This is a genomic window from Sphingopyxis sp. NJF-3 (assembly GCF_053514865.1).
Genome location: NZ_CM130726.1, coordinates 2,814,990 through 2,827,188 on the forward strand (window position 1 = coordinate 2,814,990; position 12,199 = coordinate 2,827,188).

12 protein-coding genes are annotated in these 12,199 nt (G+C 68.1%); 3 read left to right on the forward strand and 9 right to left on the reverse strand.

Annotated features, from left to right (window positions below):
• Nucleotides 1-148 precede the first annotated feature (148 nt).
• Nucleotides 149-1,006, forward strand: coding sequence for a hypothetical protein (locus tag ACOTSS_RS13675; protein ID WP_448688673.1), 858 nt, complete (start codon nucleotides 149-151; stop codon nucleotides 1,004-1,006).
• A gap of 5 nt (nucleotides 1,007-1,011) precedes the next feature.
• Here the strand turns inward: ACOTSS_RS13675 and ACOTSS_RS13680 are convergent, their stop codons facing one another.
• The 9 genes from ACOTSS_RS13680 to ACOTSS_RS13720 form a co-directional block, all read right to left on the reverse strand.
• Complete coding sequence (locus tag ACOTSS_RS13680) at nucleotides 1,012-2,343, reverse strand: dicarboxylate/amino acid:cation symporter (protein ID WP_448688674.1); 1,332 nt, start codon at nucleotides 2,341-2,343, stop codon at nucleotides 1,012-1,014.
• A gap of 47 nt (nucleotides 2,344-2,390) precedes the next feature.
• Complete coding sequence (locus tag ACOTSS_RS13685) at nucleotides 2,391-3,737, reverse strand: dicarboxylate/amino acid:cation symporter (protein ID WP_448688675.1); 1,347 nt, start codon at nucleotides 3,735-3,737, stop codon at nucleotides 2,391-2,393.
• A gap of 83 nt (nucleotides 3,738-3,820) precedes the next feature.
• Nucleotides 3,821-5,605 carry an SLC13 family permease gene (locus ACOTSS_RS13690; protein WP_448688676.1) on the reverse strand — a complete coding sequence of 595 codons (1,785 nt, stop codon included), beginning with the start codon at nucleotides 5,603-5,605 and terminating at the stop codon, nucleotides 3,821-3,823.
• A gap of 7 nt (nucleotides 5,606-5,612) precedes the next feature.
• Complete coding sequence (gene aroC / locus ACOTSS_RS13695; protein WP_448688677.1) at nucleotides 5,613-6,689, reverse strand: chorismate synthase; 1,077 nt, start codon at nucleotides 6,687-6,689, stop codon at nucleotides 5,613-5,615.
• On the reverse strand, nucleotides 6,686-7,060 hold the full coding sequence (locus tag ACOTSS_RS13700; RefSeq protein WP_448688678.1) for a VOC family protein: 375 nt from the start codon (nucleotides 7,058-7,060) through the stop codon (nucleotides 6,686-6,688). The genes aroC and ACOTSS_RS13700 overlap by 4 nt, the downstream gene beginning before the upstream one ends.
• A 55-nt stretch (nucleotides 7,061-7,115) precedes the next feature.
• On the reverse strand, nucleotides 7,116-7,643 hold the full coding sequence (locus ACOTSS_RS13705; RefSeq protein ID WP_448688679.1) for a GNAT family N-acetyltransferase: 528 nt from the start codon (nucleotides 7,641-7,643) through the stop codon (nucleotides 7,116-7,118).
• Nucleotides 7,636-8,463, reverse strand: coding sequence for an enoyl-ACP reductase FabI (gene fabI / locus ACOTSS_RS13710; RefSeq protein ID WP_448688680.1), 828 nt, complete (start codon nucleotides 8,461-8,463; stop codon nucleotides 7,636-7,638). The genes ACOTSS_RS13705 and fabI overlap by 8 nt, the downstream gene beginning before the upstream one ends.
• A 16-nt stretch (nucleotides 8,464-8,479) precedes the next feature.
• Nucleotides 8,480-9,547 carry a YihY/virulence factor BrkB family protein gene (locus ACOTSS_RS13715; protein WP_095387106.1) on the reverse strand — a complete coding sequence of 356 codons (1,068 nt, stop codon included), beginning with the start codon at nucleotides 9,545-9,547 and terminating at the stop codon, nucleotides 8,480-8,482.
• 3 nt (nucleotides 9,548-9,550) lie between these two features.
• Nucleotides 9,551-10,471: a DnaJ C-terminal domain-containing protein gene (locus ACOTSS_RS13720; protein ID WP_448688681.1), complete on the reverse strand. Its 921-nt coding sequence runs from the start codon at nucleotides 10,469-10,471 to the stop codon at nucleotides 9,551-9,553.
• 235 nt (nucleotides 10,472-10,706) lie between these two features.
• Here ACOTSS_RS13720 and pdxH point away from each other — a divergent pair, with 235 nt between their 5' ends.
• Both pdxH and ACOTSS_RS13730 read left to right on the forward strand, forming a co-directional pair.
• Nucleotides 10,707-11,288: a pyridoxamine 5'-phosphate oxidase gene (gene pdxH, locus ACOTSS_RS13725; RefSeq protein WP_448688682.1), complete on the forward strand. Its 582-nt coding sequence runs from the start codon at nucleotides 10,707-10,709 to the stop codon at nucleotides 11,286-11,288.
• Nucleotides 11,285-12,109 carry a PhzF family phenazine biosynthesis protein gene (locus tag ACOTSS_RS13730; RefSeq protein WP_448688683.1) on the forward strand — a complete coding sequence of 275 codons (825 nt, stop codon included), beginning with the start codon at nucleotides 11,285-11,287 and terminating at the stop codon, nucleotides 12,107-12,109. Before pdxH ends, ACOTSS_RS13730 begins: the two co-directional genes overlap by 4 nt.
• Nucleotides 12,110-12,199 lie beyond the last annotated feature (90 nt).

Below are 12,199 nucleotides of genomic sequence, written 5' to 3' on the forward strand. Positions count from 1 at the left end.
TTGCGCGAGCCTATCGGACTACTGACATCGATGCAAGTAACGCTTGGAGCGGCGCGGGGCACCATTCACCGCAAATTCAACTCGACTCGGGCAATCCGGGCTTCAAGATCGGGGGTCCGCTCGTTGGACCTTCATGAAGGACAAGATGATGGCCAAGATGTTTCGGCGCCCCCTCTCCCTCGCGCTCGGCGCGCTGGCGACGACCACGCTCGGCGGCTGCTATTATGGCGACGTCTATGGGGCCGGCTACGCCTCCTCGGGCGCGTGCGCGGGCGATTATTACGACTATGATCCCTATGCCTATGACGACGGCTATGGCTATGATTGCTACGATAGCGGCGACTATGGCGGCGGCTTCGCGCAGATCGGCTTCGGCGGGGGCTGGTACGACGATTATTATTATCCGGGCTACGGCCTGTGGATGTTCGACAACTACCACAATCGCTATCCGCTGCGCGGCCAGTATCTGAACTATTGGGGCGGCCGCCGCGCCTGGTGGCGCCATCATGGCGGACGCGGCGACGGCAACCACGGCGGCCGGCCGGGCCGGCCGGGGCATCCCGGCGGATCGAACGGGCATGACGGCGACAATGGCAACCATCACGGCCGGCCGGGACGCCCCGGCGGCTGGAGCGGCGACCATGACGGCAACCGGCCGCCGCACGGCACGCGGCCGGGCGCCCGCCCCGGCGGCAACGACCACAGGCCGCCGCCCGCGGCGACGCGCCCCGGCCGCCCCGATCGCGGCCCGATCGCGCGGCCCGACGGCAAGAAGCCCCAGATCCGTTCGGTATTGACCGGTCGGCCCGCCCGCGATGCGGCGACGCCACGCCAGCCGTCGATCCGCCAGCCCGCAGCGCGCTCGCCGCGCAGTGCACCCGCGGCCAGGCCTGCTCCCGCGCCTCGTGCACCTGCCGCACGCCCCACGCCGCCGCGCGCCGAGCGTCCGGCACGCGCGCCGCGTCCGAACCGCGGCGACCGCATCCGCGCGCAGCGCGATCAGTAAAGCGGTCAGGCCGGCGGCGGATCGTCCGCCGCCGGCGTGCTCCCCACCCCCGCCGACACGACGGTCGCGGCGACCAGATCGCCGATGACGTTGAGCACGGTGCGGCACATGTCGAGGAAGCGGTCGACGCCGAGCACCAGCCCGATTCCTTCGGGCGGCACGCCGACCGAGGCGAGGATCAGCGCGATCACCGGCAGCGACCCCGCCGGCACGCCCGCAGTGCCGATGCCGCCGAGGATGCAGACGAGCATCACCGAAATCTGCTGGGTCAGCGTCAGGTCGATGCCGAAGAACTGCGCGAGGAAGATCACCGTCACGCCCTCGAACATCGCGGTGCCGTTCTGGTTCGCGGTCGCGCCGATGGTGAGGACGAAGCGCGCCACCCGGTCGGGCAGGCGCAGCCGGTCGTGCGCCACGCGCAGCGAGGTCGGCAGCGTCGCGTTCGACGAGGCGGTCGCGAAGGCCATCACAAAGGCTTCCTGCGTCTCGCGGAAGAAGGCGCCCGGCGATTTTCCCGCGAACGCCTTGAGCAGGATCGGGAAGATCACGAACATCTGCAGGCCGAGCGCAAGCAGCACGACCCCGACATAGGCCGACAGGCGGACGATCAGGTCCCAGCCGAACTGCGCTGCGAGGTTGAACATGAAACAGAAGATCGCGATCGGCGCGAGCTGGATGACGAGGCCGATCAGCTTCATCGCCACCTCGAACACGCCCTCGATCGCGGTTTTCAGCACCCGCGCCTGCGGCGTCTGGACGAGCATCAGCCCGATGCCGAAGAAGAGCGCGAAGAACATCACCGCGAGCACGTCGTTCTGGCTCATCGCGGTGAAGAAATTGTCGGGAACGATCGCGACGACCGCGTCGACGCCCGATTTCGCCTCATGCGCATCGCGTATGATCGCTCCGGCGCGATCGGCCCCTTCGGCGAGCAGCGTCTGGGCGAGCGCGGGATCGACGCCCGCCCCCGGCTGGAGCAGATTGACCATCGCGAGGCTGATCGCGACCGCGATCGAGGACACGGCGATCGTATAGACGAGCGTGCGCAGCCCGACGGTGCGGAGCGCGCGCATCTCGCCCATCTCCGCGACCCCGACGATCAGCGCCGAGACGAGCAGCGGGATGACCAGCATGAACAGCAGGCGCAGGAAAATCTGCCCGATCGGCCCTGTGACATAGGTGGTCACCATGTCGACCCAGGGCGCATCGGCGGCGCCGTAGAAGACCGCCAACCCCGCGAGCAGCCCCGCGACGAAGCCGATCAGCATCCGCCATTGCAACCGCCGGGCGCGCGCTTCGTCGCCGCTTGCTGCCGCCGTTACCGCGGTATCCGCCATCGTTCAGCTCCTCGTCCACCCCTTCGAGGCGACCGAAAAGCCATGGTTCAGGCGCGATCGGTCGCCGGCGTAGCCTCCCCTTCCTCATTGTCTTCACGAAGATCGAGCCCGCGGGTTCCATGATGCGCGGTATGGCTCGGCGCGTGCGGCCAGTCGGCGTTGGCCGGCTCGGGCTTTTCGAGCATGCCTTCCCACTTGGTGATGACGCTGGTCGCGACCGCATTGCCGACGACATTGGTCGCCGAGCGGCCCATGTCGAGGAACTGGTCGATGCCGAGGATCAGCGCCACGCCCTCGACCGGAAGCCCGAACTGCGCGAGCGTCGCGGTGATCACGACGAGGCTGGCGCGCGGCACGCCGGCGATCCCCTTCGACGTCACCATCAGCGTCAGCAGGATCAGGATCTGGGTGCCGATCGACAGCTCGATGCCATAGGCCTGCGCGATGAACAGGGTCGCGAAGCTCATGTACATCATCGACCCGTCGAGGTTGAAGCTGTAGCCCAGCGGCAGGACGAAGCCCGATATGCGGCGCGGGATGCCAAAGCGGTCGAGCTGTTCGAACAGCTTGGGCAGCGCGGCCTCCGACGAGGCGGTCGAGAAGGCGAGCAGCAGCGGCTCGACGATATAGCGCACCAGCGTCAGGATGCGCCTGCCGAGGAAGATCGCGCCGAGCCCGAGCAGCACCAGCCAGAGCAGCAGCAGCCCGAAATAGAATTCGACGACCAGCCGCAGGAAGTCGAGCAGGATGCCGAGCCCGTTGACGGTGATCACCCCGGCGAGCGCGCCGAACACCGCAAAAGGCGCGAACAGCATCACATAGTTGGTGATCTGCAGCATCAGTTCGGCGAGCGCGTCCATGCCGCGAACCAGAATTTCGCCGCGTTCGCCGATCGCCGAGAGGCCCACTCCGGCGAAGAGCGAAAAGACCAGAATCTGGAGAATATCGTTCTTCGCCATCGATTCGAAGATCGACTGGGGAAAGACGTGAAGCACGAAGTCGCGCAGGTTGAGCGCCTCGGTCTTGACCTCGCCGATCGGCACGGTGGCGGTGAGGTCGAGCCGCAATCCGGGCTGGAGCGCGTTGACGAGCAGCAGGCCGAGCGTGATCGACACCAGACTGGCGGTGATGAACCAGAGGAGCGCCCGCCCGCCGATGCGCCCGAGCGCCGAACTGTCGCCCATATTGGCGATGCCGGTCACGATCGTCGCCAGTACCAGCGGCGCGATAATCATCTTGATCAGTTGCAGAAAGACGTCGGCGAGCAGCTTGAAATAGCCCGCAATCCGCTTGGCTTCCTCGGCATCGGCGCCGACCTGCGCATGCGCGATGGCCCCGGCGACGATGCCGAGAACCATGCCGATCAAGATATACAAAGTTAGGCGACGCGCCATTCGATCACTCCCCTGTCCCGCCCGGCGGATTTTATGAGGGCGCGGGGGTAACAGGGTGACGGGCCGCGGGCAAGGCGCGGGGCTCAGGTCAGGAAAAAGACGATCGCGAGGCAGGTCGAGATGCCGGTGACGATGTTGAGCGGCACCCCGATCTTGACGAAGTCGACGAAGCGATAATCGCCCGCGGCATAGACGATGGTGTTGGTCTGATAGCCGATCGGGGTCGCGAAGCAGGCCGAGGCGCCGATCATCAGCGCGATGACGAGCGGGCGCGGGTCGACGCCGAGTTCGGCGGCGATCGCGAGCGTCACGGGGGTCATCAGCGCCGCGACCGCATTGTTGCTGAGCAGTTCGGAGAGGATGAGCGCGAAGAAATAGATGCCGAAGACGAGCACCCACGACGGCGCGTCGGCGAGCAGGGGCTCGACCCAGCCGACCATCATCGCGACCGCGCCGCTCTTCTCGAGCGCGACGCCGACCGCGAGCATCGCGAAGATCAGGATCAGCACGTCGCCGTCGATCGTTCCCCACGCCTCGTCGCTGTCGATGCAGCGGGTAACGAGGATGACCCCGATGGCGATGATCGCCGCGACGCCGATCGGCATCACGTCGAGCGCCGCGAGGCTGACGACGCCCGCCATGCAGAGGATCGCGATCCACGCCTTGCCGCGGCGGAAGGCGCGCGTCTTGGCGAGGTCGGCGCCGATCAGGCCGGGATTGTCGCGCAGCGCCTCCACCTCGCGCGGGCCGCCGGTGACGAGCAGCCGGTCGGCGGGGCGGATGCGGACGCTGGCGAGGTCGGGGCCGGCCTCGTGCAGCGGGCGGTCGAGCCCGATGATGCGCGCGCGGATTTTCTGCAGAAAGGGAATGTCGGCAAGCCGCTGGCCGATCGAAGGATGGGTGGGAGCGATCATCGTTTCGACGACCATGTCGTTCGCGGCCGGGACGCCGGCGCCGATCCCCAGCAGGAAGCGCCCCTGTTCGCGCCAGGTCACCAGCGTCGCGCCGTCGACCCGGACGATCAGCCGGTCGCCGGCGGCCAGCGTCCAGTGATCGAGCTCGGCGCCGTGGACGACGGCCGAAGCGCGGCGCACGCCGACGACGCGGCCCGACCGCGGCAGGTCGCGGAACGCCTCGACCGTCATGCCGACCAGATCGTCGTCGTCGCCGAGCACCAGTTCGGTCAGATATTGGTGCGCATCGTGCGTCCCGGCGGCACCGGGGATCGGCTTGTCCGACGGCAGCAGCCACCACATCAGCGCCAGCGCGATCATCCCCGACGCCGCGGTGACGAGCCCGATCGGCGTGATCTCGAAAATGCCGAATCGCGGCATCCCCGCGTCGCGGACGATGCCGTCGACGACGAGGTTGGTCGAGGTGCCGATCAGGGTCAGCGTGCCGCCGAGCACCGCGGCGATCGACAGCGGCATCAGCAGCTTCTTCGCGCTGATTCCCGTCACCTCGGCGAGCTTCATCATGATCGGCAGCAGCACGACGACGACCGGCGTGTTGTTGAGGAAGGCCGAGGCGGCGAGCGCGCCGAGCAGCACCTCGACGATGGCGAGGCGCGGATGCTTTTCGGCGCGCGCCATGATCGCGTCGGCGACGCGCTGGATCACCCCGGTGCGAATCAGCGCGCCCGACAGCACGAACATCGCGCCGATGACGATCGGCGCCGAGTTGGAAAAGACCGAATAGGCCGCCTCGGCATCGAGAATGCCGAGCGCCAGATAGGTGCAGGCACCGAGGATCGCGATCACCGTCGCGGGCAGCCGCTCCATCAGGAAGCCGACGAACATCGCGGCAAGGATCAGCAGCGACAGCGCCGCCTGGTGCGCCTCGATGGTCGTGCGCACCGCCTCGATCATGCGCGCGTCATCCGCATTGCGCCCGGTGCAGCAATTTATGATCGGCGAGGACGAGCGCCATCATCGCCTCGACCACGGGCGCGCCGCGGATGCCGACGCAGGGGTCGTGACGGCCCTTGGTGACGATGTCGGTCGCTTCCCCCGCGCGATTGACCGTCGGCACCGGGGTCAGGATCGAGCTGGTCGGCTTGAAGGCGACGCGCACCACCACCGGCTGGCCGGTCGAGATGCCGCCCGCGATGCCGCCGGCGTTGTTCGACAGGAAATCGGGGCGGTTGCTGCCGCCCACCGCGGGGCGCATCGCGTCGGCATTCTCCTCGCCGCGCAGCCGCGCCGCGTGGAAGCCGGCGCCGATCTCGACCCCCTTCACCGCGTTGATCCCCATCATCGCGGCGGCGAGGTCGGCGTCGAGCTTGGCATAGACGGGCGCCCCCCAGCCCGCGGGAACGCCGCTTGCCGCGCATTCGATGACGGCGCCCAGCGAGCTGCCCGCCTTGCGCGCCGCGTCCATCATCGCCTCCCAGCGCTGCGCTGCCGCCGGGTCGGGGCAGAAAAAGGGATTGCGGTCAATCTCTTCGAGGTCGAAGTTCGCAGGGTCGATCGCATCGCCGCCGATCTCGGCGACCCAGGCGTGGATCTGCACCTCGGGGATCACGAGCCGCGCGACCGCGCCCGCCGCGACCCGCGCCGCGGTCTCGCGCGCGCTCGACCGCCCGCCGCCGCGATAATCGCGGATGCCGTATTTGGCGTCATAGGCGTAGTCGGCGTGACCGGGGCGATAGGCCTGCGCGATCTCGCCATAATCCTTCGAGCGCTGGTCGACATTCTCGATCATCAGGCTGATCGGCGTGCCGGTGGTCTTGCCCTCGAACACGCCCGACAGGATGCGTACCTGATCGGGTTCCTGCCGCTGCGTCGTGTGGCGCGACTGGCCGGGACGACGCTTGTCGAGGAAGGGCTGGATGTCGGCCTCCGACAGCGACAGCCGCGGCGGACAGCCATCGACGACCGCGCCAAGCGCCGGCCCGTGGCTTTCGCCCCAGGTCGTGAATCGAAGAACGCGTCCGAAGCTGTTGAAACTCATGCGCGTGCGGTCCTGTCCATGAATTCGATCCGGTTGCCGAAAGGGTCGTCGGTGAAGAAACGGTGGCGGCCGTCGATGACGCTGTCGTCGTGAGTCGCGAAACCTGCCGCATCGAGACGCGCGCGCAGCGCGTCGAGTGCATCGGTCGCGAGCGCGACATGCGCCTTCTTCGCCGCCCGAAAGTCCGCTTCCACGCCCAGATGAAGCTGACGATCGCCGAGTGCGAACCAGCAACCTCCACGCGCTGCCATGTCGGGGGGCTTGGGCAATTCGGCGAGGCCGAGCAACGCACCGAAGAAGGCGCGGGCCCGCGCCTCGCCGCCGACGGGCATGGCGACCTGCACATGATCGAGGGCCAATGCGAATTCCATTTTCGCGCGATGGCGGGATTCGCGCCGCAATTCAAGCTCCGCAGGCCGTCCCCGCTCAACCGAGGCGGGAGAAGGCGGGCGCATAATCGGCCCGGCCGTGCCTGGGCCATGTCGCGTCGCCAAGCATCGTCGCCATGAAATGCGGCCCCGCGAAAGGCGAAGCGAAGCGCGCGCCGAGGTCGGGCGAATAGCCGAAGCGCGGATAATAGGCCTCGTGCCCGAGGACGAAGCTGATCGCCACGCCCTGCGCGCGCAGCCCATCCAGCCCGGCGCGGATCAGCGCGCCACCGATCCCCTGCCCTTGCTGGCCAGGTGCGACCGAGACGGGCGCGAGGCCTGCGGCGGGGATCGCCGCGCCATCCGCCTCCACGTCCATCCGGCTGAACAGCACATGCCCGGCGATCGCGCCGTCCGCCTCGGCGACGAGCGAGACCAGCGCGTCGCCGTCGGCTTCCAGCATCCGCACCAGTTCGGCCTCGCCCTGATAGCCATGCTCGGTCCCGGCGAAGGCCGAGCGGATGATCGCGTCGATGGCATCGGCATCCGCCGCCGTGGCGGCGCGGATGGCGAGGCCGTCAGGCAAGCGCGATATCCGGCGCGTCTTCCTGCTTCATGCCGACGGTGTGATAGCCCGCGTCGACATGGTGCGTTTCGCCGGTGACGCCCGACGCGAGATCGCTCAGCAGATAGAGCGCCGAGCCGCCGACGTCGTCGATCGTGACATTGCGGCGGAGCGGGGCGTTATGTTCGTTCCACTTGAGGATCAGGCGGAAGTCGCCGATGCCGGAGGCGGCGAGCGTCTTGATCGGCCCCGCCGAGATCGCGTTCACGCGCACCCCCTGCGGGCCATAATCGTTGGCGAGATATTTGACGCTCGTTTCGAGCGCCGACTTGGCGACGCCCATGACGTTGTAATGCGGGATGACCTTTTCCGCGCCATAATAGCTGAGGGTCAGCAGCGAGCCGCCACCCTTGCCGGTTTCGGGGTCGAAGGGCGCCATCATCGCCGCCGCGCGCTTCGCGACCGCGGTGAAGCTGTAGACGCTGATGTTCATCGTCATCAGGAAATCGTCGAGCGTCACATCGGCATAGTGGCCGCGCAGCGCCTCCTTGTTGGTGTAGCCGATCGCGTGGACGACGAAGTCGATCGTCGGCCAGCGCGCCGCGAGCGTCGCGAAGGCCTGGTCGAGATTCGCCATGTCGGCGACGTCGCAGTCGATCAGGAAATCACAGCCGAGTTCGTCGGCGAGCGGCTTCACCCGCTTCGCCATCACGTCGCCCTGATAGCTGATGGCAAGCTCCGCCCCCGCGCCGTGCAGCGCCTTCGCGATTCCCCAGGCGAGCGATTTGTCGTTCGCGAGGCCCATGATCAGCCCGCGCTTGCCCTTCATCAGACCCGTCATTTGGTTTCTCCGACCTTTATTTGTCTTCCACGATGATATCGTCCACGCGCCCAATAGCGTCGTGTCCCAAATCCTCAACCTCGACGAGCGCGGCGTTGAGTTCGGCGCCGATCACCATACCCAATCCGACGAGGTAGAAAAAGAAAAGCGCGACCATGACGCCCGCGAGGCTGCCGTAGGTCGCGTCATAGCTCAGCAGGCTGGCGAGCAAAGGCGGAAGCGCCAGAGTGACCCCGATCCACCACAGGGTGGTGAACAGCGCGCCCGGCCATTTCGGGCATTTTTTCTGCCGGCGGTATTTGGCGGGGGTGAGCGAATAGAAGAGCAGATAGATGGCGAGGAAGAGGCCGAGCCCCGACACGCCGCGCGAGATCAGCACCACCCCCGCCGACTGGAATTGCGCGGGCAACACCCGCGTCACGAATTGTTCGATGCCGACGATCAGCACCTGCATGCTGAACGACAGCAGCATCAGCACCACCGCGCCCGAGATGATGCCGATCGACAGCAGCCGGTAATGAAAGAAGCCGCGGCTGAAATGGGTGCCATAGGCGCGGCGGAGGATGTCGCGGATCGTCTCGACGAGGCTGCCCACGGTCCACAGCGCGACGATCGCGCCGAGCCACAGGAAAAGGCCGGTGCGCGCGCCCATCACCTCGCGGATCGGGCCCGACAGCGCCTTGGCGACCGTCGGCGGCATGATCGAGAAGACCGCGTCGATCGCCGCCTCGCCCCCGGCGCTGCCGCCGAACAGGCTCAAGGCGGCGGCGAGCAGGATGAAGAAGGGAAAGAGCGCGATCAGCGCCAGATAGGCGAGATTGCCGGCGTGGATGAAGCCGTCGGTATAGGTGCCGACGATCACGCGGCGGACGATGTGGAAGGCGCGCGTTCCCGGCCCCAGCCGCTCGCGCCCGCGCTCGATGACGCCCTGCGCCCGCGCGCGCAAATGGGTGCGCTTGGCGCGCTCGGCGCGCGCCTCGGGCGAATGGGGCGAATGTCCCTCGGCGAGAAATTCCTTGCCGACTTCCTCGGCGACTTCGCGCTCGAGCGCGGCGGCGGCTTTCGTCTCGCTGCGATCAGCCACGCGTCACACGCCGAGATCGGCCCTGACCGGCCGCGTGTCGGTCCATTCGTCCACCAGCTTCGCGAGCCCCGCGTCCTCCTTCGGCAGGTCGACCATCAACCGCACGAGCTGGTCGCCGCGCCCGCCGCCCTTCTGGCTGAACCCCTTGCCCTTGAGCCGCATCACCCGGCCCGAGGACGAGCCCGCGGGGATCGACAGCATCACCGGCCCGTCGACCGTCGGCACCTTGACCTTCGCGCCCTTCACCGCCTCGTTCAGCGTGATCGGCAGGTCGAGGCGGATGTTGGCGCCCTCGCGCTCGAAGAAGGGATGGTCCTTGATCGTGATGGTGACGATGCCGTCGCCGTTGCCGCCCGGCCCCGGCTGCCCCTTGCCCGCGAGGCGCATCTGGGTGCCGGTCTCGACCCCGGCGGGCAGCTTGAGGTCGATCGTCTTGCCGTCGGCGAGCGTGATGCGCTGCATCGCCTGCGTCGCGGCGTCGAGGAAGGAGACCGACAGGCGATAGGCGACGTTGGCGCCCTTGGGCGGCGGTGCGCTGCGCCCGCCGAAGCCGCCGAACGGCCCCCCGCCGCCCCCACGGCCGCCGAACAGCCCTTCGAAGATATCGCCGAAATCGGCGCCCTCGCCGCCGAAACCGCCCTGCGCGCCGCCGCGCGGGTCCCCGCGAAAGCCGCCGCCGCCATAGCCGAAGGGCATGGCGGGGTTGCCCTCGGCATCGATCTCGCCGCGATCGAACTGCGCGCGCTTTTCCTTGTCGGACAGGAGGTCATAGGCCTTGGTGACGTCGGAGAATTTCTCCGCCGCCTTCGGATTTTCCTTGTTCCGGTCGGGGTGCAGCTCCTTCGCGAGCTTGCGGTACGCCGACTTGATTTCGGCTTCGCCCGCATTCTTCGCGACGCCGAGGGTGGAATAGGGATCTGCCATTTCTATCCTGTAGCCCGATAAGATGTTGGCCGGAAAGGCCCGATTGCGCGCGCGATGTGGGAACGGAGCGAAAGGCGGTCAAGTTCCAAGGTAACTCCTCTCTTCCGTCACCCCGGACTTGATCCGGGGTCCCGCTCGGTGACGTCCGAAAGCGGGACCCCGGATCAAGTCCGGGGTGACGATATAGGCTGGCTTTTACTCGACCGCAGGCCGACGGCGCATTAGAAGCGCGCCCATGACGACCACCGACCCCTTCGCCCTGTTCGACGCCTGGTTCGCCAAAGCGCGCGCCAGCGAGCCCAATGATTCGAACGCGATGGCGCTCGCCACCGCGACCGCCGACGGGCGGCCCTCGCTGCGCATGGTGCTGCTGAAGGGGCATGGGCCGGACGGGTTCGTCTTCTACACCAATCTCGACAGCCGCAAGGGCGGCGAGCTCGCCGCGAACCCGCAGGTCGCGCTGCTCTTTCACTGGAAGTCGCTGCGCCGCCAGATCCGCATCGAGGGACCCGTCGAACCCGTCGCGGACAGCGTTGCCGACGCCTATTTCGCGACGCGCAGCCGCGACAGCCAGCTCGGCGCCTGGGCGAGCGACCAGTCGCGCCCGCTCGCCGACCGCGCGACCTTCGAGGCGCGCTTCGCCGAGATGCAGGCACGCTTCGAGGGGCAGGACGTGCCGCGCCCGCCGCGCTGGTCGGGCTGGCGCGTGACCCCCGGTCGGATCGAATTTTGGCAGGACCGCGCGCACCGCCTCCACGAACGCACCCTGTTCGTTCGTGATCGGGATGGCTGGACCAGCGGGCTGCTCTATCCATGAGCTGGCGCCGCCTTCCCATCACGCAGGTCGACGCCTTTGCCGACCGCCCCTTCACCGGCAATCCCGCCGCGGTGATGCCACTCGAGGAGTGGCTCGACGACGCGACGCTGCAGGCGATCGCGGCCGAGAACAACCTCGCCGAAACCGCCTTCCTGATCCCCGACGAAAGCGGCGAGGCCGATTATGAGCTGCGCTGGTTCACGCCGGGGGTCGAGGTCGCGCTGTGCGGCCATGCGACGCTGGCGAGCGGGCATGTGCTGCTGTCGGCGGCGCCGTGGCGGAGCGACATGCGCTTCCGCACCCGCAAGGCCGGGATATTGCGCGTCGCGCGCGCCGGCGAGGGCGAGGCGACGGGCTATCGCATGGCGCTCCCCGCCTATCCGCCCGCGCCGAAGGCGATGCCCGACATCGCCGCCGCGATGGGCGGCGAGCCGGTCGAGACCTTGTGGCACGCGGGCGGCTATGCGCTGATCGTCTACGCCGATGCCGCGAGCGTGCGGGCGCTCGAACCCGATTTGCGCGCGCTGAAAGCCGGCGGCGACATGCTCTACATCGCGACCGCGCCGGGGGCCGGCGATCCGTCGGGCGCCGACGTCGTCAGCCGCGCCTTCGCGCCCGGCGCCGGGATCGACGAGGACCCGGTCACCGGTTCGGCGCATAGCGTGCTGACGCCCTATTGGGCCGCGCGGCTCGGCCGCGACGCCTTCGCCGCCTATCAGGCGAGCGCGCGCGGCGGCCATGTCGGCTGCCGGCTGGACGGGGATAGGGTGGAATTGTCGGGGACGTGCGTCACGACGCTGACGGGCGAGTTTCTGCTGTAATTCTGGGTTCGTCATTGCGAGGAGCCGGAGGCGAGGAAGCAATCTCCAGCCATCGGCCGGCGTTACCGTTGGCTGGAGATTGCCACGGCC